This window comes from Nesterenkonia sp. PF2B19, from assembly GCF_001758425.2.
Taxonomy (GTDB): Bacteria; Actinomycetota; Actinomycetes; order Actinomycetales; family Micrococcaceae; genus Nesterenkonia; species Nesterenkonia aethiopica.
In genome coordinates this window covers 22,754-41,765 of sequence record NZ_MDSS02000030.1, presented here as the reverse complement: position 1 = coordinate 41,765, position 19,012 = coordinate 22,754, and the positions used below count along the sequence as shown (strand labels likewise).

Annotated in this window: 19 protein-coding genes and 1 pseudogene; 9 read left to right on the top strand and 11 right to left on the bottom strand. The window is 68.9% G+C overall.

Annotation, left to right across the window (positions count from 1 at the left end; genetic code table 11):
• The 6 genes and pseudogenes from BCY76_RS10310 to BCY76_RS10295 all read left to right on the top strand — a co-directional run.
• A partial coding sequence (locus BCY76_RS10310) for an ABC transporter transmembrane domain-containing protein (protein WP_272896836.1) occupies nt 1–814 on the top strand: 814 nt, incomplete at its 5' end.
• Nucleotides 801–1,247: pseudogene (locus tag BCY76_RS20730) on the top strand (ATP-binding cassette domain-containing protein); the annotation flags it as partial. The gene BCY76_RS10310 and the pseudogene BCY76_RS20730, both read left to right, overlap by 14 nt.
• Before the next feature lie 166 nt (nt 1,248–1,413).
• Nucleotides 1,414–2,412 carry an ABC transporter transmembrane domain-containing protein gene (locus tag BCY76_RS19350; protein ID WP_237090093.1) on the top strand — a complete coding sequence of 333 codons (999 nt, stop codon included), beginning with the start codon at nt 1,414–1,416 and terminating at the stop codon, nt 2,410–2,412.
• Nucleotides 2,342–2,719, top strand: coding sequence for an ATP-binding cassette domain-containing protein (locus tag BCY76_RS19345; protein WP_237090092.1), 378 nt, complete (start codon nt 2,342–2,344; stop codon nt 2,717–2,719). The genes BCY76_RS19350 and BCY76_RS19345 overlap by 71 nt, the downstream gene beginning before the upstream one ends.
• Complete coding sequence (locus tag BCY76_RS19340) at nt 2,668–3,165, top strand: ATP-binding cassette domain-containing protein (RefSeq protein ID WP_070159698.1); 498 nt, start codon at nt 2,668–2,670, stop codon at nt 3,163–3,165. The genes BCY76_RS19345 and BCY76_RS19340 overlap by 52 nt, the downstream gene beginning before the upstream one ends.
• A 532-nt stretch (nt 3,166–3,697) precedes the next feature.
• Entirely contained in the window at nt 3,698–5,206 is a 1,509-nt protein-coding gene (locus BCY76_RS10295) for a mannitol dehydrogenase family protein (protein WP_070159700.1), read from the top strand.
• Between the two features lie 13 nt (nt 5,207–5,219).
• On the opposite strand, the gene BCY76_RS18125 is transcribed toward BCY76_RS10295, so the two are convergent.
• From BCY76_RS18125 to BCY76_RS10270, 7 genes are all read right to left on the bottom strand, one after another.
• Nucleotides 5,220–5,390 carry a hypothetical protein gene (locus BCY76_RS18125; RefSeq protein ID WP_170922658.1) on the bottom strand — a complete coding sequence of 57 codons (171 nt, stop codon included), beginning with the start codon at nt 5,388–5,390 and terminating at the stop codon, nt 5,220–5,222.
• A 110-nt stretch (nt 5,391–5,500) separates the two neighbouring features.
• Nucleotides 5,501–6,649, bottom strand: a complete 1,149-nt coding sequence (locus BCY76_RS10290) for an ABC transporter ATP-binding protein (protein ID WP_070159702.1) — start codon at nt 6,647–6,649, stop codon at nt 5,501–5,503.
• Between the two features lie 56 nt (nt 6,650–6,705).
• Entirely contained in the window at nt 6,706–8,628 is a 1,923-nt protein-coding gene (locus BCY76_RS10285; protein WP_139827729.1) for a beta-N-acetylhexosaminidase, read from the bottom strand.
• An 87-nt stretch (nt 8,629–8,715) separates the two neighbouring features.
• On the bottom strand, nt 8,716–9,570 hold the full coding sequence (locus BCY76_RS10280; protein ID WP_070159704.1) for a carbohydrate ABC transporter permease: 855 nt from the start codon (nt 9,568–9,570) through the stop codon (nt 8,716–8,718).
• Nucleotides 9,567–10,550, bottom strand: a complete 984-nt coding sequence (locus tag BCY76_RS10275; protein ID WP_083277448.1) for a carbohydrate ABC transporter permease — start codon at nt 10,548–10,550, stop codon at nt 9,567–9,569. The genes BCY76_RS10280 and BCY76_RS10275 overlap by 4 nt, the downstream gene beginning before the upstream one ends.
• Nucleotides 10,550–10,939 carry a hypothetical protein gene (locus BCY76_RS18610; RefSeq protein WP_201791114.1) on the bottom strand — a complete coding sequence of 130 codons (390 nt, stop codon included), beginning with the start codon at nt 10,937–10,939 and terminating at the stop codon, nt 10,550–10,552. The genes BCY76_RS10275 and BCY76_RS18610 overlap by 1 nt, the downstream gene beginning before the upstream one ends.
• 50 nt (nt 10,940–10,989) lie before the next feature.
• The gene (locus tag BCY76_RS10270) at nt 10,990–11,820 is read right to left on the bottom strand and encodes an extracellular solute-binding protein (RefSeq protein ID WP_201791113.1); all 831 of its coding nucleotides are present in this window, start codon (nt 11,818–11,820) and stop codon (nt 10,990–10,992) included.
• A gap of 229 nt (nt 11,821–12,049) precedes the next feature.
• Here BCY76_RS10270 and BCY76_RS10265 point away from each other — a divergent pair, with 229 nt between their 5' ends.
• Together BCY76_RS10265 and BCY76_RS10260 are read left to right on the top strand one after the other, a co-directional pair.
• On the top strand, nt 12,050–13,207 hold the full coding sequence (locus tag BCY76_RS10265) for an ROK family transcriptional regulator (RefSeq protein ID WP_070159705.1): 1,158 nt from the start codon (nt 12,050–12,052) through the stop codon (nt 13,205–13,207).
• Nucleotides 13,204–14,145: an ROK family protein gene (locus BCY76_RS10260; protein ID WP_336582077.1), complete on the top strand. Its 942-nt coding sequence runs from the start codon at nt 13,204–13,206 to the stop codon at nt 14,143–14,145. Before BCY76_RS10265 ends, BCY76_RS10260 begins: the two co-directional genes overlap by 4 nt.
• A gap of 82 nt (nt 14,146–14,227) precedes the next feature.
• On the opposite strand, the gene BCY76_RS10255 is transcribed toward BCY76_RS10260, so the two are convergent.
• From BCY76_RS10255 to BCY76_RS10240, 4 genes are all read right to left on the bottom strand, one after another.
• The gene (locus tag BCY76_RS10255; RefSeq protein WP_070159707.1) at nt 14,228–14,617 is read right to left on the bottom strand and encodes an ectoine synthase; all 390 of its coding nucleotides are present in this window, start codon (nt 14,615–14,617) and stop codon (nt 14,228–14,230) included.
• A 115-nt stretch (nt 14,618–14,732) separates the two neighbouring features.
• Nucleotides 14,733–16,019: a diaminobutyrate--2-oxoglutarate transaminase gene (gene ectB, locus BCY76_RS10250; protein ID WP_070159709.1), complete on the bottom strand. Its 1,287-nt coding sequence runs from the start codon at nt 16,017–16,019 to the stop codon at nt 14,733–14,735.
• Nucleotides 16,020–16,110: 91 nt separating this feature from the next.
• On the bottom strand, nt 16,111–16,647 hold the full coding sequence (gene ectA, locus BCY76_RS10245; RefSeq protein WP_070159711.1) for a diaminobutyrate acetyltransferase: 537 nt from the start codon (nt 16,645–16,647) through the stop codon (nt 16,111–16,113).
• Nucleotides 16,648–16,895: 248 nt separating this feature from the next.
• Nucleotides 16,896–17,612, bottom strand: coding sequence for a copper homeostasis protein CutC (locus BCY76_RS10240; RefSeq protein ID WP_070159713.1), 717 nt, complete (start codon nt 17,610–17,612; stop codon nt 16,896–16,898).
• Nucleotides 17,613–17,661: 49 nt separating this feature from the next.
• Here BCY76_RS10240 and BCY76_RS10235 point away from each other — a divergent pair, with 49 nt between their 5' ends.
• Entirely contained in the window at nt 17,662–19,002 is a 1,341-nt protein-coding gene (locus BCY76_RS10235; RefSeq protein WP_070159715.1) for a uracil-xanthine permease family protein, read from the top strand.
• Nucleotides 19,003–19,012 lie beyond the last annotated feature (10 nt).

The following is a 19,012-nucleotide window of genomic DNA, read 5'->3' as shown; positions in this document are numbered from 1 at the left end:
GGCACGGGTGAAGTCCCAGCTGCGCCGTCAGGCCGCAGAGGCGCTGGTGCACGGGTGCCACGACGGCGGCGGCTCTGCTGGCGGCGGCTCAGCTGGCCCGGCTCAGGCGGTCACCGTGCTGGGCTCCGGGCTGGACGCCCTGGACGCCTACTTCTCGCGGTACCTGCCGCAGCTGGTGCTCACCGTCCTGGCGGTGCCGATCCTGCTGGGCGTGCTGGCCACCCAGGATCTGACCACGGCGGTGATCGTGGCGCTGACCATGCCGCTGGTGCCGGTGTTCATGGTGCTGGTGGGCTGGTCCACCCAGTCCGCGCAGCAGCAGCAGCGCCGCCGACTGGACCGCCTGGGCACCGCCTATCTGGACCTGGTGGAGGGGCTCGCCACGCTGAAGATCTTCAACCGGCAGCACCGGCAGCGGCAGAACCTGCGTCGGCTCACCGACCAGCATCGCGGCGCCACGATGCGGGTGCTGCGGGTCAGCTTCCTCTCCGGGTTCGTGCTGGAGCTGGCCGCCAGCCTCTCGGTGGCGCTGGTGGCGGTCTCGGTGGGTGTGCGGCTGATCGACGGCGAGCTGGGGCTCTTCGTGGGTCTGTTCGTGCTGCTCATCGTCCCGGAGGCCTACGCGCCGCTGCGGCAGGTCGGCGCCCAGTATCACGCGGCCGCCGACGGCATCGCCGCCGCCGAGGAGGTCTTCGCACTGCTGGAGGCCGAAGCGGCGGGCCGAGCCGGGGGTCGATGCCGAGCCAGTCTCGGGCGAGGGGCCGCCGCCTGCTGCGGCGCTGGTATGCCGGGACGTCCAGGTGGGGCACGGTGAGACTCTCCGCCTCGACCGCGTGAGCCTCGCCGCCGAGTCGGGCCGGATCACCGCGCTCGCCGGACCGTCGGGGGTGGGGAAGTCCACGCTGGCAGCCGCCGTCGTCGGGCTGGTGGACCACACCGGGGAGATCACCCTGCGCGCGGTGGACGGCACCGAGCGGCGGCCCAGCCGTGACGACGTCGCCTGGACCGGTCAGCGGCACGGCCTGCGTGCCGGCACGGTGGGGGAGAACATCGCCCTCGGTGAGCGGGGCCCGGACCGTGACCAGGCTCGAGAGATCCTCGACATGCTCGGGCTGGACGGCCTGTCCCTGGACCATCGCCTCGGAGTCCACGGCAGCGGGCTCTCGGGCGGACAGGCGCACCGCGTGGCGGTGGCCCGGGCGGTCCACCGGGCCCGGGTCCGACGCTGCCCGGTGCTGCTGTTGGACGAGCCCACCGCCGCCCTGGACGAGGATGCGGAGCGGCTGCTGATCGACCTGCTGCGGGCCGAGGCCGACGCCGGACACATCGTCCTGGTGATCAGCCATCGGCCGCTGTGCTGGAGGCCGCCGATGCCGTGCATCGGCTCACCGACGCGCGGCAGGAGGCGCTGCGATGAGCATTCTCGCCCTGGCCCGTCCCAGGTGGCGCAGCCTGGCTCCCGGTGTGGCGCTGGGGGCGCTGTCCGGACTCAGCGCGGTGCTGCTGCTGGGGCTCTCGGCGTACTTGATCACGCGTGCCGCGGAGCAGCCGCCCATCCTCTACTTGGGTCTGCTGGTGGTGGGCGTCCGGGCCTTCGCCCTGTCCCGGGCGTTCTTCCGCTACCTGGAGCGGCTGAGCTCCCACGACGCCGCCTTCCGCGCGCTGAGCACGCTGCGGGTAGGCCTGGTGGAGCGGCTGATGCCGCTGGCCCCGGCCGGTCTGGCCGACCGCGGGCGTGGGGACCTGCTCTCCCGGCTGGTCCGCGATGTGGACCAGCTGCTGGACCTGCCCACCCGTGTCATCCAGCCGCTGGCCTCCTCCGCCGTGGTGGTCCTGGCGACCCTGGCCGGGCTGGCGTGGTTCTCCCCGTCGGCCGCGGCGGCGCTCGCAGTGCTGCTGGCGCTCGCCCTGGTGGCTGGGACCTGGCTCAACGCCCGGATCAGCGGGTCCGCGGAGCGGCGCACCGCCGCGTTGCGGGGGCAGCTGGCCGATGAGGTCGCGGACCTGGCCACCGATGTTGAGGTGCTGCTGGCCTACGGTGCCGCCGACGAGCATATTCGGCGGGTGGAGCGGGCCGACGCGCGGCTGCGGACCGCCGAGCTGCGCGCCTCCGCCGGTGCCGGCGTCGTCTCCGCGGTGCTGACGGGGCTGACCGGCGCCGCCGTACTGGCGATGCTGCTGCTGGCCGTCCCGGGGGTGCAGCCCAGCGCCCCTTTGGGGCCGGAGTTCGTGCTCAGTCCCGGATCGGTGGACGGCCCGGTGCTGGCGGTGCTGGCTCTGTGCCGTGGCGGTCTTCGAGGTCGCGGCCGCGGTGCCGGCCGCCTGGTCCGCCCGACGGCGGGTGCGCGCCTCGGCGGCGCGCATCGCGGAGCTCACCGAGCAGTCCCGGCCGGAGGAGATCCCGGCCGATGACGGCGACGACGATGGCGACGACGCCGGCGCGGTGGCTGTGGCTGGTGCGCCCCCCGCCGTCGGCGTCCTGCTGGAGCTCGAGGGGGTGACGGTCCGCTGGCCGGGCCAGCAGGTGGCGACGGCGGGGCCGGTGGATCTGCGGCTGGCGCCCGGGGAGCGGGCGCTGGTCACCGGCCCCAGCGGGTCAGGGAAGTCGGCGCTCGCGCAGGCGCTGGTGCGGCTGCTGGAGCATGAGGCTCATGCCGGCTGGACGGTGTGGAGATCCGTGAGCTGTCTCCGGCCGCGGTGCGGCGTCGGGTGTGTCTGATCGAGCAGAGGGCGCACCTGTTCGACGCGACGGTGCGGGCCAATCTGAGCTTCGCCCATCCCGAGGGGCCGGAGGGGTGTGCTGACAGCCAGCTCTGGGAGGTTCTGGAGGCCGTCGGCCTGGGGGAGTGGGCACGAGCCCGTGACGGTCTGGACACCCGGGTGGGCCGCGAGGGAGCGCTGGTCTCCGGCGGTCAGGCGCAGCGCATCGCGGTGGCCCGCGGGCTGCTCTCCCGGGCGGAGGTGCTGGTGCTGGACGAGCCCACCGCACACGTGGACCCCGAGCTGGGGGACCAGCTCATCCGGGATCTGCTCGGGGCGGCGGCAGGATCGGGGATGAGTGACGGCTCCCGCAGCGTGATCCTGATGTCTCATGTGCCGGTGCCACAGGGGCTCGTGGATCACCACGTGGGGCTGAGGAGCGCGCTGCCTTCGGCAGAGGTGTGATGGGCGGGTGAATCGGATCCTCAGGTCGGCGAGAGATCCACGCAGCCAGTCCGGCGATGACGAGAATGCTCAGTCAGACCGCGCCGTAGGCTATAGCGGGGAGCTGATACTGGGTGGGACCGAAGGAGGTCCATGCCAGAAGCGGTGCGCCGAGCCGACAGCGTTGAGGGCGGCAGCGACGACACGAGGATTCTGGTTCATCGAACGGGCTGTTCGATCTCGGAGCTCCATGTGCTGGTGGGCTGGTGAAGAGGGCCGAAATCTGCGTCAGTCGCGTGAGCAGGGGAGGTCAGTACGAGAGATGCAATGCCCACTCTCGCTGCAAAGGCCGTGCGCTTGTGCATGGATCTTCTCTCCATTCCTGTGAGACTCAGTGTCGTGTCGCTTCCTCGGCACATCCAAGGGGTGTGCATGAAACTGCCGGCCCGCTGCCCCCCCCTGGTGAGTGCGCTCCTGCGCTCACATGAGCAGTCAGTATCACTCATTTGATATGGTGGCGGTCACATCGACCTCCCGTCTCTGAAGGAACGTCATGACCGATGCCACGCCTCTGTCCGCCCGCACTGTCGCCGACCTGGGTCGCGAGACTCCCTCCGGGGAAGTGCTCCACACTCCCGGATATCCGCTGCAGGACCGTCGGGTCGGGATCGTCCACTTCGGCGTCGGGGGATTCCATCGCGCACACCAGGCCCTGTACCTGGATCGGCTCTTCACTGCCGGGCACGCCGCCGACTGGGCGATCTGCGGGGTGGGGCTGCTGCCCGGCGACGTGCGGATGCGTGATGCGTTGACCTCCCAGGATGGGCTCTACACCCTGGTCTCCACCGCGCCTGACGGCTCCCGCGACGCCAGGGTCATCGGCGCCCTCGCCGAGTACCTCTACGCCCCCGACGACCCCGAGGCGGTCCTGGCGCGGATGACCGACAGGGACATCCGCATCGTCTCGCTGACCGTCACGGAGGGCGGATACAACTACAACCCCAGCACCGGGGAGTTCCTGGCCGACACCCCGGCGGTGGCCCGGGATCTCGCCCGCGGTGCCAGTGACGCCCCGGAGACGCTCTTCGGCTTCATCGTCGAGGCCCTGCGCCGTCGTCGGGAGGCAGGAGCGGAGCCGTTCACTGTGCTCAGCTGTGACAACATCCGCGGCAACGGCGACCTCGCGCAACGCATGATCCTGGCCTTCGCCCGGCTGCGCGACGCCGACCTGGCCGCCTGGATCGAGGCGCACGTCGCCTTCCCCAACTGCATGGTGGACCGGATCACCCCGGTGACCACCGAGGCGGACCGCGCCATGGTCGCGGAAGACTTCGGCGTCGACGACGCCTGGCCCGTGGTCAGCGAGGACTTCCTGCAGTGGGTGCTGGAGGACCGCTTCCCCGCCGGACGCCCCGCCTTCGAGGAGGCAGGGGTGCAGATGGTCGACGACGTCGAACCCTATGAGCTGATGAAGCTGCGCCTGCTGAACTGCAGCCACCAGGTGATCGCCTACTTCGGGCTCCTGCTGGGCCACACCTACGCCCACGAGGCCTGCCGCGACGAGCTGCTCGTCCGCTTCACGCGGGAGAACTACATGGACGGCGAAGGGACGCCGACCGTCCCCGACGTGCCCGGGATCGACCTGGATCAGTACAAGGACCAGCTGATCGCCCGCTTCGACAACGAACACGTCCGGGACACCCTGGCCCGGCTGGCCGCCGAATCCTCGGACCGCATCCCCACCTGGATGGTGCCGGTGATCCGGGAGAACCTCGCCGCCGGGCGGGACGTGACCGCCTGCGCCGCCGTCGTCGCCTCCTGGGCCCGCTATGCCGAAGGGGTGGGCGAGAACGGGGAGGAATGGCCCGTGGTGGACCGGCTGCGGGAGCGGGTCATGGCCGCCGCCGCCCAGCACGACGACGACCTCCTCGCCTTCCTGCGCGACGAGGAGCTCTTCGGGGACCTGGTGGCGCACGATGCCTTCACGCGCCCGTATGCAGAAGCCCTGACCATCCTGCGGGAGCAGGGGGCCAGGGCGCTGCTGGAGAAGCTGGTGGGCTGAGGGTCAGGGTCTGTCAGCGCTTGGATGTCACCGCTTGGATCAGCCAGATCACGGCGGCGACGATCAGTGCGATGAAGATGAGGTTGGCGGCCAGACTCATCGCCGCACCCAGGATCCAGAGGACCACACGGATGGCGACGATGACCAGGATGATGGTCACGATCACGGAGAGCAGCTGTTTCATGGCCTCAGCCTAGGGGATGACGCCACCAGGCCGTGAGCTGCGCTGAGGGCGGGCCCCGGATCATCCGGGACCCGCCCTCAGCGGTGGTTCAGGTCAGGAGCGGCCTGGGCTCACTCGCCCTCTTCGTCCTGGAGTGCCTCGACGTCCGCCAGCTGCGCGTGCGGGGTGTTCTCCGGGATCTCGCCGTTGAGGCGCAGGCCCGTCTCGGCGTCGAAGAGGTGGATGTGGTCCATCTGCGGGACCACCTTGACGTGGTCGCCCTTGAGCGGAGGACGACGGCCGTCCACGCGGACCACCAGCGGCTGGAAGGACTCGAGGCCCTCCGGCGAGCCGAAGATGTGGGCGTCTGCGCCGAGCTCCTCGGTGAGGTCCACGACCATCTCGATGCCGTGCTCGGGGTCGATGTGGATGTCCTCGGGGCGCACACCCAGGGTGACCTTGTTGCTGCTGGTCTTCTTCAGCGACCCGTCCGGGATCACGTAGCGCTCACCGCCGAGGATGAGGGCCTCGCCGTCGTGCTCCACCTGGAAGAGGTTCATGGCCGGAGAGCCGATGAACCCGGCGACGAACACGTTGGCGGGAGTGTCATACAGGTTGCGCGGGGAGTCGACCTGCTGGAGCACGCCGTCCTTGAGCACGCAGACGCGGTCACCCATGGTCATGGCCTCGACCTGGTCGTGAGTCACGTAGACGGTGGTGACGGCGAGCTTGCGGGTCAGGGCAGCGATCTGGGTGCGGGTCTGCACGCGGAGCTTGGCGTCCAGGTTGGACAGCGGCTCGTCCATCAGGAAGACCTTGGGGGAGCGGACGATCGCGCGGCCCATGGCCACACGCTGACGCTGACCACCGGAGAGGGCCTTCGGCTTGCGGTCCAGGTAGGGCTCGAGGTCCAGCAGCTTCGCGGCATCCTTGACGCGCTTGGCGCGCTCATCCTTGGACACGCCCGCGATCTTCAGAGCGAAGCCCATGTTCTCTGCGACCGACATGTGCGGGTACAGCGCGTAGTTCTGGAAGACCATGGCGATGTCGCGGTCCTTGGGGGAGACGTGGGAGACGTCCTCACCGCCGATCAGGATGCGGCCCTCGTTGACCTCCTCGAGGCCGGCGAGCATGCGGAGTGCGGTGGACTTTCCGCAGCCGGAGGGTCCCACGAGGACGAGGAACTCGCCGTCGGCGATGTCCAGCTGGAGCTGATTGATGGCGGGGCGAGCACCGGGGGTGTAGATCCGGCTCGCGGCGTCATAGGTCACAGAGGCCATGGTGATATTTCCCTTTCACGGGCAGGTACGTGCCCGACGATCCGTTGTGAAAAGTGTTATGAAGTGGCCGGCCACTCCCAGGAGGAGCCCGCCGCTGTGAATCGTATCACGTTACGTGAGTCACAGTGTCCGCGCCTGACGGGCCGGCTGCGGCAGCTGAGCGAGACGGACGAGCCGGCGCCGCAGAGAAGAGAACCGGTCGATGCTGTCGTCCAGACCGCCCGGTCGGGAGGACAGCATCCAGACTCTGCGCTGCTCCGCGAGGAGCTTCTCCAGGCGATCCAGAAGTCTGCGAGCTTCGTCGCGAGCGGTCGCAGAGGTGTCCTCCGAGTCCTGGAGTGCCCCGCCGCGGAAGAGATCACTGCGCAGCACGTCGACGCCGAACTGCGCCCAACGAGCTGCCTGGGCGATCTCCTCGAGGACCACGGGGCCTTCGAGCTCGCCGGACGTGAGGAGCCCAGGGTGGCCAACGCCGAGTGGATCGTCTCTGCCGCGGCATCCAGGCACTCCACGGAGGGCACCTGGTGCGCCTCCAGCGCCTCCGGTTGCTGCACCGCACGGAACAGGGGGCTGGAATTGGCGACGGCGGCGTCGAGCTCACCGGCGACCCGGCCCAGTCGGACCACGGTCGGCCCCAGCACGCCCTGCTGGTCCTGGAAGACGTGCCGATCCAGAATGTCTCCCAGGAGCTCAGAGGTCTCGCGGTTGCTCTCCAGATGCCAGCTGGCCGCCCCGCCGAACAGGATGGGCGCATAGGACACGACCAGAGGATCGAAGTGTCCACAGTCTCCCCAGCTGGTGAGGAGGAATCCGGGTGCCATGTTCCGCCCTGCGGTCTCGACGGCGTCGATGATGTTGCCCACCGCGTTGTCCAGGCGCCCGATGAAGGACAGCCAGCTGCCCGTGCCCGGCGCGACCCAGAACGGCACGCCCGCGTCGATGAGCGCCTGCGCGCGGGCGGTGAAGTTCCTCAGCTGCTCCGTGTCGACGCCGTGCGCCTCGTTGAACTCCCTCTCCGCCTCGCTCATGTGGTCGATCACGGTGGCGATGTGATCCGGAGAGTCATAGAGCCAGACGACAGGCACGGTGCCCTCCGGAACCCGGTCCATCAGCTCCGGGTAGCTGCCCAGGATGTCGGACCAGAACTCCACCTGATGGCCCCGCGAGGTCCACGGGGCCGCGACTCTGGCGACGTAGTCCAGGAAGACCTGGCCCAGCCCCTGCTGTGAGACCCGCTCGCGGCTGACCCCGGTGCCCAGTTCCCAGGTCTCGTCAGCGCCGATGTTGAGCCGATCCGACCTGAAGTGAGGCGTCAGCTCCTCCAGCAGCTCGGTGACGAACTCCGCGTTCTCCTCTGTGGGCGCCAGGGTGGACGGCGGGCGCAGGCGCCCGGCGAACTCCTGGGGTTCCTGGTTCTCGGCCCGCGGGAGGTAGCGCTCGTGGGCCAGCCAACGCTCCCAGTGCCCGAAGGTGTTCTGGTTGGGCACCAGCTCGATGCCGTGTGCGGCGCAGAGGTCGTCGAGCCAGCGGAGATCCTCAGGAGTCAGCGGTGAGGCGTCCTGCCAGACCTCCTCGTGCCCCGAGTACGTGAAGCTGTGCTCGGTGTAGAGCTCCAGCTGGTTGTACCGGGCCAGGGAGAGGATGTGGATCAGGCGCAGCAGCGTCGAGCGTTCCGGGACACGGTCCCGACTGACGTCGAGCATGAATCCGCGGCGGCGGATGTCGGGCCAGTCCTCGATCAGCACGGCCTGCTGCTGCTCCGCCGGGGTGCCGCGCAGCTGGTCGAGGGCCCGTTGGGCATAGCGCAGTCCGGCGGCGTCGGAATAGGCGATGCGGACCGTCTCAGCGTATTCCAGGCGGAAGCCCTGGGGCGGCAGGTCGGCGTCACGGGTGACGAGGACCTCCGCGTGAGGGCCAGGGGCCGGACCGGAGAGCTCAGTGAGCTGGCGAGGCTGGGGGAAGACTGAAGTGTGCGTCACGGGGGCTCCTGGGTTCTTGAGGTGGCGAGGGCCGGGTGTCGAGTGAGGACGGGTGAGTGGGGGGATGGGGAGCACTGCGGGGCCGTGTCAGCCCTTGACTGCACCGGAGACCATTCCGGAGGCCATGCGTCGTTGGACGATGCTGAACAGGATCAGCACCGGGATCGCGATGAGTGCTGAACCGGCCATGATGCCGGCCCAGTCCGTGCCGCTCATCCCTTCCTGGAACCCTTGCAGCCAGACCGGCAGAGTCACCCTCCCGCCGGATGAGAGCATCACGAGGGCCAGTGTGAACTCATTCCACGAGACCAGGAAGCCGAAGACTCCTGTGGCCACCAGGCCCGGGCCCAGGAGCGGAAACGTGACGCGGAAGAAGGCCCCCACCTTGGTGCAGCCGTCGATCATGGCAGCCTCCTCCAGGTCCACCGGGACGCCGTCGACGAAGCCCTTCAGCATCCAGACGATGAACGGCATCACGGTGCCGACGTAGAGCAGCGAGAGCCCAAGGGTCGTGTTCACCAGCCCCCAGCCGGAGAGCATGCGGAACTGGGAGATGAACAGGGCCTCGGCGGGAATCATCTGGACGACCAGCACAGTGATGATGATTGCGGTGCGACTCCGGAACCGGAATCGGCTGAGCGCGACCGCGGCCAACGTGGCGGAGAACAGCGCGACAGCCACGGCGAGCAGGCTGACCTGCATGCTCATCCGCATCGCCGTCCAGAAGGAGCTGTCGGACAAGACTCCCAGGTAGGCGTCCGGAGTGAAGTCGAGCGGCACCCAGGTGGGGCCTTCGAGACGCATCTGCGCATTCGGCTGCAAGGACACGTTCACCATCCAGTAGATGGGGAAGATCCAGAGCAGGGCGACGGCGAGTGCTGTGATGTTCAGTGCCTGCCGACTCGCGGTCCGGCGCGGACGCAGCGGTGTGGTCGACGTCATCGGAGATCTCCTTGTCGGCCGAGGATTCTCACATAGCGCCAGGTCAGCGCCAGCAGGAGCAGGAGCATCACCATGGCCAGAGCGGAGGCCATGCCGTAGTCGCCGCCGGCGATGCCTGTCTGGTAGATGTAGGTCCCCAGCAGGTTGGTGTCCGTGGTGTTCCCCGCCGTCTGCTGCAGGGAGTAGATCTGTGCGAACACCCGCAGGTCCCAGATCACCTGGAGGATGGCCATCAGGATCAGCACGGGGCGGATGATCGGCAGCACGATGTGCCACAGGATCCGTGGCGTGCTCGCGCCGTCGATCTGGGCGGCCTCCACCGCGGACTCGTCCACCTGACTCAGTGCGGCGTAGGTGGCCAGTGTGACCAGCGGCGTGCTCGCCCAGATGACCACCGTCGCTGCGACGATGAGGAAAGGCGTCGTTCCAGCCTGCAGCCAATGAAATCCGTCGAAGCCGGTCAGGCCGGCTCCGGAGAGCACGGCATTCACCACACCATGCCGGTGATCTGCCATGAGCTTCCAGATGGCGACGGCGGCGATCACCGGCGTGGCCCAGGCGAAGAGCAGCGCCAGCTGCAGTGCCACGCGCACTCCGGTGGCGACGCGCTGCATCAGCACGGCCAGGCCGACGCCGACCACCATGGTCAGCCCCGCGGCCACGGCGGTGAACGCGAGTGTGCGCACCGTGACGACCCAGAAGTAGGTGTCTGTCAGAATCGCCTGATAGTTGGCGAACCCGACCCATTCGGCAGGCTGCCCGAACTGTTGGGCGATGCCGAACTCCTGGAAGGACATCACCAGCTGCCGCGCCATGGGGTACCCGAGGGCCAGCATGACCAGGCCTGTGGGGAGCGCGAGCAGCAGGAAAGGGAGGAAGGCCTGCCGACGGCGCGCTCTTCTGGAGACGTCACCCCGCCCTGGGGACGAGTCCCGGGGGACGGTCCCGGGGGGAGAGGTGGTGGGGGTCAGGGTCGCCATCAGTCGTTGAGGATCTCTTCGAGCTGAGCGTCCACGTCGGCGGCGATGTCCTCGACGTCCTCCCCGTCTGCGATGCGTGTCCAGATCTCCAGGGGGAGCTGGGCGCTGTCAGCCACACCCCACGACGGTGTGTTGGGGGTCAGCTGGGAATGTGCCACGGCCTCCTGGAACGCCTCGGCGCTGTGCCCCTCCAGTGCAGAGGCGTGGTCCAGGTTGCCGGGCACCCAGCCCGCGTCTGCGGCGAGCATCGTCTGGAAGTCATCGGAGTAGATGAGCCTGAGTACCTCGCGGGAGAGCTCCTGGTGTGCCGACGCGGCCGAGATGGCGACATTGGACCCTCCTGCGAACGTGGTGCCGGGAGTGTCGGCGTCGGTGCCGGGCAGGGCCATCACCTGGGCGTCACCGCTCTCCCAGAGCTCCTCGTCGATGTCGTACTCCTTCAGGGCGAGCCCGAGTAGAAGCCGATCTTCCCGGAGTTGAACAGCTCGTAGGCCACCGGCACGGCTTCATTCGGATCCGAAACATACTCGGATCCGCGCTCCATGAGGTCCTGCGCGGCCTGGAGGCCCTCCTGAGACTCTGGGGAGGAGAGCGTGCCTTCCCAGGTGCCGTCGTCGTGCTGAGTCGCATAGTCGCCGCCGTAGGTGAACAGCCAGCCCTCCAGCGTCTTGGGGTCGGAGGAGGCCAGGTAGATTCCGGAGAATCCGTCGGTGTCCTCCGGATTGGCCTCGTTCAGTTCGATCGCCGCTTCGTTGAGCTCGTCCAACGTGGTCGGAACGTCGATTCCGGCGGCGTCGAGTAGGTCCTGCCTGTAGAAGATGATGCGCGAGCCTGCGTAGAGCGGCGGGGCGTACGTCGTCCCTTCCCAGGTGCCGGCTTCCAGGCCAGACTCGATCAGCGAGTCTCCACCGAGCTCCTCGAGGAGGTCGTCGACCGGGGAGAAGGCCCCGACGGAGGTGAAGGTGGAGGCTTGGGTGTTGCCGATCTCGACGAGGTCCGGGGTCTGCGAACTGTCAGGCAGCGAGGTCTGCAGGAGCTCCACGACGCCTGCCCACGGCTGCATCTGCACGGTCAGTGTGGAGCCTTCATAGCTCGTCTCGAACTCGTCGACGAGCCACTCCTGGGCGGTTTCGGGAACAGAGTCCTCCATGAACCAGATGGTGAGGTCGGCGGACTCGGCGTCGTCGCCGGTGTTCCCGCCGCCTGCGCCACAGGCGGCCAGGGTCAACGTCAGAGTGGAGGCGAGTGCCAGGTGGGGGAGCCGTCGCATGAGTGGTCCTTTCACGGTGCGAGATGCCGGGTGCTGCGCCCCTCGTCGAGGGGTGCAGGCCGTCGTAGGAAAAAGTATGGAGCCTTTACTAACAAAATGGAAGAGGCTGGACCGAAGTCATGTGAAGTCCGCCACGTGGCACTCTCCCTTCTGATTCAGGGGACAGTGCTCGAATCGAGTTGGCTCCTGCCCTGGTGGTCGCGCCGCTTTGTAAGTCATACTTACAAACATGAGTTCTCTGGCACGCCCTTCCGGGCCGCAGTCCCGCAGCGCACGACCCGCAGGCCCCGTTCTGCCGGAGCACGTGAGGGTGCATAACCTGGCCCTCGTGCAGCGGGAGCTGTTCCACGCCGGGCCGATGAGCCGTGCGGATCTTGCGCGAGCAACAGGGCTGACCCGCGTGACCGCCTCCGGACTCGTGGGCGAGCTGATCGCGCGAGAGGTCGTCGTGGAGCAGGGCCCCAGGGCGCGTTCCGGACCGGGGAAGCCGGGAGTCCTGGTGGACCTGGACCGGGAAGGTCTGCAGGTCATCTCGCTGGATCTCTCGGGCGCCGAGGCCTACCGCGGTGCGGTGATGGACCTGACCGGCACGATTCTCGCCCGCCTCGAAGAGCCCCGCCGGGGGCGGGAGACCAGCGACCAGGCGCAGGCGACGGTCCTCGCATTGGCGCGCAACCTGCTGGCCCTGGCGGATCGTCGAGTCTTGGGCGTCGGTGTCGGCACACCCGGAGTCGTCTCGGACCAAGGCGTGGTGCTGACGGCGCCCAACATCGGCTGGGACGGCGTCCCGCTGAGGGACCTGCTGCACCGGGAGCTGAGCGTGCCTGTGGTGGTCCGCAATGATGCCAATGCCGCGGCGCTGGCGGAGCAGACCCTCGGGGGCGGTGACCCTGACATGTTCCTCGTCCGTGTGGGACGCGGTGTCGGCGGGGCGCTCATGATCCGTGGCGAACTCGTGGTCGGTCGATACAACGCCGCCGGTGAGATCGGCCATGTGCCGGTGGGTGAGGGCGGCGGTCCGGAATGCGTGTGCGGCAAGCGCGGATGCTTGGAGTCGTGGATCTCGGTGCCGCGGCTGGGTGAGCTGGTGCAGGAGGCGGAACGAGCGGGCCGTCCGATCGAGGACGTGCTCAGCGGCGCCGGAACCAAGCTCGGGATCCTGCTGGCGCCCATCGTCGGCGCGCTGAACCTCTCCGATGTGGTCGTCGCCGGCCCCCGGAGCCTCCTGGAGGGGACGTTCCTCGACGCCGCGCAGGAGGCGCTGCGCAGTCGGATCCTGGGTCGATTCCACACGCAGGTGAGGATGCGCCTGCCGGCCGACAGTGATGACATCGTTCTGCGGGGCGGGCTCGTCATGGTCCTGGAATCTGAGCTGGGCGTCTCATGACGCCCCTGTCAGTGCCGCAGACTGACCGAGCCTCCACGGTGCGAGTCGGACTCGATGTGGGCGGGACGAAGACTGACGCCGTCGCGCTCGATGCTCACGACTCCCTCGTCGCGCGTATCCGGCTGCCCACTCAGCCCGGGGCCGCAGGTGTGCTGGAGACGATCCGGACAGCTCTTCGCGGACTGACGGACCAGTGTACGGCCGGCGACGTTCGGTCGATCGGTATCGGCATGCCCGGGCAGGTCGATCCTGGAGGGTCAGTCGTACGGCACGCGGTCAATCTGGGGCTGCAGGACTTGGATCTCCGGGAGCTCCTTGAGCGGGTGACCGCGGTGCCCGTCAGTGTGGAGAACGACGTCAAGGCGGCGGCTCTGGGGGCGTATGCCCTCCGGGGCGGCGTGGATGAGGCCTTGGGGTATCTGAACCTGGGCACCGGCGTGGCCGCGGGTGCTGTGCTGAACGGTGAGCTGTGGCGTGGATCTGCCGGCGTGGCGGGCGAGATCGGCCACCTGTCCATCGACCCCACGGGACCTCTGTGTGCCTGTGGCCAGCGGGGCTGCATCGAGGCCTACGCCGGCGGTGGAGCCGTGGCGAGGCGGTGGGGCCGTCCTGGCGCAGGGGCCGTGCATGAGGTCTTTGACGCGGCAGAGGCCGGCGATCGCTGGGCGCAGCGCATGCGTGGAGAGATCGCCTGGGCCGTGGCTTCGGCGGTGCGGGTGCTCACACTGTCCCTGGATGTCTCCACTGTGGTCCTGGGGGGAGGCGTGGCCGCCTTGGGGGGCCGCCTTCTCGATCCAGTTGCTGAGGTCCTCGAGCAGGAGGCGACGGCCTCGCACTTCCTGGCCTCTCTGCGGCTCGCTGACCGCGTGGAGACCCTGCCTGCCGGCTCGCTGGCCGCCGCGTTCGGCGCCGCCCTGGTAGGGCAGCGACCCCACTGAGGACGGCGCCCGCCCCGGAAGTGCCGGGACGGGCGCCGTCGTGGTGCTCAGACGTGCGAGGTCAGAGCGCTGAAGGAGGAGGTCAGTCCTCGATGATCAGCGGGTACACGCCGTTCTCGTCGTGGACTTCCTTGCCGGTCACCGGCGGGTTGAACACGCAGATCATGCGCAGCTCCTCCTCGACCTCCACGCGGTGCTTCTCGTGGCCGTCGAGCAGGTACAGGAAGCCGTCGGTGATGTCGTGCTTCTCGCCGGTCTCCAGGTTCGTCAGCGTGCCCTTGCCGCCGACGCAGTAGACGGCCTCCACGTGGTTGGCGTACCAGAACTCGCTGGTGGTGCCGGCGAAGATGGTGGTCTCGTGGAAGGAGAAGCCGACCTTCTCCTTGCCCAGGACCATCCGGCGCGAACGCCAGTTGCCGTGGCGGATGTCGCGCTCGGTGTCGTTGAGGTCGTCGATGTGCAGCGTGTACATGCAGGTCTCCTGTCAGCTGAGGACGGTCGGTGGGGCGAGTGCTGGCCCGGAGTCTAGCGCGCCGGAGCGGCCCCGGCGGGGACGCGCACCGCGGGGGCCGCTCCGGGCTCTCCGATCAGTGCGGGGGGCGCACCCGCGAAGGCTCGCCCATCTGGCCGGTGGCGGCCAGGACGGCGTCCTCGATGACCTTCAGGCCCTTCTGCAGGTCCTCGGAGTCGATGGTCAGCGGCGGCATGACCTTGACGACCTCGTCCTCCGGACCGGAGGTCTCCACCAGCAGGTTGCGCTTATAGGCCTCGGCGGCCACCTTGCCGGCGGTGTCCGGGTCCGGGAAGCAGATGCCAGAGAGGAAGCCGCGGCCGCGCAGGGTCGCGCCCTTCACATGCCCGGCGATCTGCTCCAGACCCTCGCGCAGCTCGTCGATCTTGCCGGCCAGCTCCTTCTCGAAGGAGTCGTCGGCCCAGAACAGCTCCAGGGCGCGGGCGGCGGTGACGAAGGCGAGGTTGTTCCCGCGGAAGGTGCCGTTGTGCTCTCCGCCCTCCCAGACGTCGAGCTCCGGGCGGAACAGGGTCAGCGCCATCGGCAGGCCGTAGCCGGAGATGGACTTGGACACGCAGACGATGTCCGGGGTGATGCCGGCCTTCTCGAAGGAGAAGAACGTGCCGGTGCGGCCGCAGCCGGCCTGGACGTCGTCGATGATCAGCAGGATCTTGTGACGGCGCAGCAGGTCGGAGAGGCCCTTGAGCCACTCCATGCGGGCGGCGTTCAGGCCGCCCTCGCCCTGCACGGTCTCCACGATGACGGCGGCGGGCTTGTCCACGCCGGAGCCGGAGTCCTCGAGGACCTTCTCCAGCCAGATGAAGTCCGGGATGTCGCCGTCGAAATAGTCGTCATAGGGGATCTTCGAGGAGTTGGTCAGCGGGATGCCGGCGCCGCGGCGCTTCATCGAGTTGCCGGTCACCGACAGCGAACCCAGCGTCATGCCGTGGAACGCGTTGGTGAAGGACAGGATGTGCTGGCGGCCGGTCACCTTGCGGGCCAGCTTCAGCGCGGCCTCCACCGTGTTGGTGCCCGTGGGGCCGGGGAACATGACCTTGTAGTCGAGGTTCCGCGGCTCCAGGATGATCCGTTCGAAGGTCTCCAGGAAGCGGCGCTTGGCCGGGGTCTTCATGTCCAGGGAGTGGGTGACGCCGTCGTTGGCGACGTAGTCCACCACCAGGTCCCGCAGCTCCGGGTGGTTGTGCCCGTAGTTCAGGGCGCCGGCGCCGGAGAAGAAGTCCAGGTAGCGGGAGCCGTCCTCGGTGAACTGGTACGCGCCCGAGGACTTCTCGAACACGGCGGGCCAGTTCTTGCAGTAGCTGCGGACCTGGGATTCACGAGTTTCGAAGATGTCGGTGGCCATGGTGCTGGTCTCCTTGATGGCGCGGCGGAGGTCTCTCCGCCGCTCGGGGGTCAGGTGGACGTCGGGGGTCGGTGCGTCGACGGCGCCGGGCTCAGCTGTCAGAGGTGTTCAGCGGTGAGACCGTGTAGAGGTCCTCGGCCGCGTGCTCCTCGCCGGTCTCGGAGGACGGCGGGAACAGCTCCTCCGTGAAGAGGTCGGATCGGGTGATCTCGGCACCCTGGTCGCGGGCGAGCCCGGTGAACAGCGCGATCGATGCGGCGTTGTCCGCGGTGATCGTGGTCTCCAGTCGGGAGGCGCCGGAGCGTGCCACGACGTCGGCGAGCATCCGGGAGGCCAGGCGGCGTCCGCGGAAGGCGGAGTCCACCGCGACCTGCCAGATGAACAGGGTCTCGGGGTCCCCCGGCCGGTGATAGCCGGAGATGAATCCTGCGGGCTGGCCGTCGACGAGCGCGATCACGGAGGTGTCGGCGAAGTCGCGGGCCCACAGGAGGTAGGCGTACGGGGTGTTGACATCCAGCACGCCGGTGCCGGCGGCCAGCCGCCACAGGGCGGCGCCGTCGGTCACCTCGAGGGTGCGGATCTCGACACGTTCCCCGTTCTGGGCAGGGGTGTCTGCGGAGTTCGACATCGGTTCCACAGTAGTGAGCCACACAGACAGATCAACCCTGACCCCGGTGAAATCGGGGTGAAAACACCCCCTGCTGGCTTTTCCTGCGGGCTTTCCCCGTGGCGCGGCATCCTTGCGGTGAGTGGGATCCGCCACGACGACGCAAGAATCGCAGATCTCATCAAATACTGTGATTGTGCTGTGATCTGAATTTCGGCAAACCGTGTCAAGGGGATGTGAGGAGAGGCACGATATGCCGGATCGAACTGTCAGGCGGCGTCGACGGCGGACCGTGCCGCCTGCACCAGCGCGGCGTCGGTGGTGACATACGATCCTTCCCCTCCTCCCGGCCCCGGGGATCCGTGGGTGACCGGGGAGCCGGCCGAGAGATGGACGACGTCGGCGCCGGCCTCCGCCAGGCCCGCCACATGCGCGGCGCGGACCCCGCCGCCGGCGATGATCTCCAGCCGGCCCGCACCGGCCTCCGCCAGCTGACCGATGACGCTGGTCCCTTCGGGCGCCGTCGCGGCTCCTCCGGAGGTGAGCACCCCGCTGACGCCGAGGTCCAGCAGCTCCTCGACGAGCTGCGGCGGCGTGGTGAGCCCGGCGGCGAGCAGCACATCCACACACCGGTGGACCACCACCGGCAGCCCGTCGGCCGCCTCGACCAACCGGCGCAGGGCGGGATGGTCCAGCCCGTGATCGTCCAACGCGCCGACGATCACTCCTGCCGCACCAGCTTCCCGCAGCGCCGGCACATCCTGGCGCATCACGGCGACCTCGGCAGAGGAGTAGAGGTATCCGCCGCCGCGCGGACGGATCAACGGGCGGGCCGGCAGTCCCAGCTCGACCGCCTGGCGGATCATGCCCGACGTCGGAGTCAGCCCTCCGGTGACCAGCGCCTGGCACAGTTCGGCCCGGTCAGCGCCGTGGTCGTGGGCCACCTGGATTCCTGCCACGTCTTGGACGGCGATCTCGAGCTGCATGGCGGGTCGGCCTCCGTGATCTCCGGGTCATCCCGTCCCGGTAAGGTGCATGTCTGTGACCAAGACTCTCATCCCTGGCCTCGGCTGGACCCTGCACGGCGACGGGCGCACCGTCCGCCCCGGCGACGTCGTCGCCCCCGACGAGCGGCTCAGCTGGGGCCGCACCACCGGCATCGGCATGCAGCACGTGGTGGCCATGTTCGGCGCCACCTTCCTGGTGCCGCTGATCACCGGCTTCCCGCCCTCGACCACGCTGCTGTTCTCCGGGCTGGGCACCATCCTCTTCCTCATCATCACCGCTGGACGCGTGCCCTCCTACCTGGGGTCCTCCTTCGCGTTCCTGGCCCCGGTGGGCGCCTCCATGGGCCAGTACGGAATGTCCGGGGCGCTTGGCGGCATCGTGATGGCCGGGGCCGGACTGTTCCTGGTCGGACTCATCGTCCATGTGGCCGGCACCCGGTGGATCCAGCTGCTCATGCCGCCGGTGGTCACCGGTGCGATCGTCGCGCTCATCGGACTGAACCTGGCCCCTGCGGCCTGGAACAACGTCAACGTCGAGCCCGTGACCGCCACGGTGACGATCGTGGCGATGCTGCTCGCCGGGGTGCTGTTCCGTGGGCTGCTGGGCCGGCTGGCCATCCTCGTGGGCGTGCTCGTCGGCTACCTGGTGGCGGTGCTGCGCGGGGAGGTCGACTTCTCCGGCGTCGGCGACGCCGCCTGGTTCGGTCTGCCGGACTTCACCGCACCGAGCTTCCATGTGGGCACCATCGGGCTGTTCCTGCCGGTGGTCCTGGTGCTGGTGGCCGAGAACGTCGGCCACGTGAAGTCCGTGGCGCTGATGACCCGCCGTGACCTGGACCCGGTCACCGGCCGGGCCCTGATGGCCGACGGGGTGGCCACCATGCTCGCCGGCTCCGGCGGAGGATCCGGCACCACCACCTACGCGGAGAACATCGGCGTCATGGCTTCCTCGCGCGTCTACTCGACCGCCGCCTACTGGGTGGCCGGGCTCTTCGCCATCGCGCTGGGGCTGCTGCCCAAGGTCGGGGCCGTGATCGCCACCGTCCCCGCCGGGGTGCTCGGCGGTGCGGGCACCGTTCTCTACGGGATGATCGGCATCCTCGGTGTCCGCATCTGGGTGCAGAACCGCGTGGACTTCGCCGACCCCATCAACCTGGCCGTGGCCGGGGTGCCGCTGGTCATCGCCATCGCCAACTTCACCATGGAGTTCGGCCAGATCGTCTTCGAAGGCATCGCCCTGGGCAGCTTCGCCGCCCTGGCCATCCACCATGGGATGAGCGCCGTCGCCCGGATGCGCGGTACGGCACTGCCGCCTGAGGCGCGGGACGAGCCCGTTCCCGACGAGGTAGCCCCGCGGCCAGGCGCCTGATCCCGCTCGT

Excerpts from the sequence above, each read along its gene's own strand:
- BCY76_RS19350 (WP_237090093.1), top strand. The coding sequence starts at position 1,414 with ATGAGCATTCTCGCCCTGGCCCGTCCCAGGTGGCGCAGCCTGGCTCCC.
- BCY76_RS10295 (WP_070159700.1), top strand. The coding sequence starts at position 3,698 with ATGACCGATGCCACGCCTCTGTCCGCCCGCACTGTCGCCGACCTGGGT.
- BCY76_RS18125 (WP_170922658.1), bottom strand. The coding sequence starts at position 5,390 with ATGAAACAGCTGCTCTCCGTGATCGTGACCATCATCCTGGTCATCGTC.
- BCY76_RS10290 (WP_070159702.1), bottom strand. The coding sequence starts at position 6,649 with ATGGCCTCTGTGACCTATGACGCCGCGAGCCGGATCTACACCCCCGGT.
- BCY76_RS10280 (WP_070159704.1), bottom strand. The coding sequence starts at position 9,570 with ATGACGTCGACCACACCGCTGCGTCCGCGCCGGACCGCGAGTCGGCAG.
- BCY76_RS10275 (WP_083277448.1), bottom strand. The coding sequence starts at position 10,550 with ATGGCGACCCTGACCCCCACCACCTCTCCCCCCGGGACCGTCCCCCGG.
- BCY76_RS18610 (WP_201791114.1), bottom strand. The coding sequence starts at position 10,939 with ATGGCCCTGCCCGGCACCGACGCCGACACTCCCGGCACCACGTTCGCA.
- BCY76_RS10270 (WP_201791113.1), bottom strand. The coding sequence starts at position 11,820 with ATGCGACGGCTCCCCCACCTGGCACTCGCCTCCACTCTGACGTTGACC.
- BCY76_RS10265 (WP_070159705.1), top strand. The coding sequence starts at position 12,050 with ATGAGTTCTCTGGCACGCCCTTCCGGGCCGCAGTCCCGCAGCGCACGA.
- BCY76_RS10260 (WP_336582077.1), top strand. The coding sequence starts at position 13,204 with ATGACGCCCCTGTCAGTGCCGCAGACTGACCGAGCCTCCACGGTGCGA.
- BCY76_RS10255 (WP_070159707.1), bottom strand. The coding sequence starts at position 14,617 with ATGTACACGCTGCACATCGACGACCTCAACGACACCGAGCGCGACATC.
- ectB (WP_070159709.1), bottom strand. The coding sequence starts at position 16,019 with ATGGCCACCGACATCTTCGAAACTCGTGAATCCCAGGTCCGCAGCTAC.
- ectA (WP_070159711.1), bottom strand. The coding sequence starts at position 16,647 with ATGTCGAACTCCGCAGACACCCCTGCCCAGAACGGGGAACGTGTCGAG.
- BCY76_RS10240 (WP_070159713.1), bottom strand. The coding sequence starts at position 17,612 with ATGCAGCTCGAGATCGCCGTCCAAGACGTGGCAGGAATCCAGGTGGCC.
- BCY76_RS10235 (WP_070159715.1), top strand. The coding sequence starts at position 17,662 with ATGTCTGTGACCAAGACTCTCATCCCTGGCCTCGGCTGGACCCTGCAC.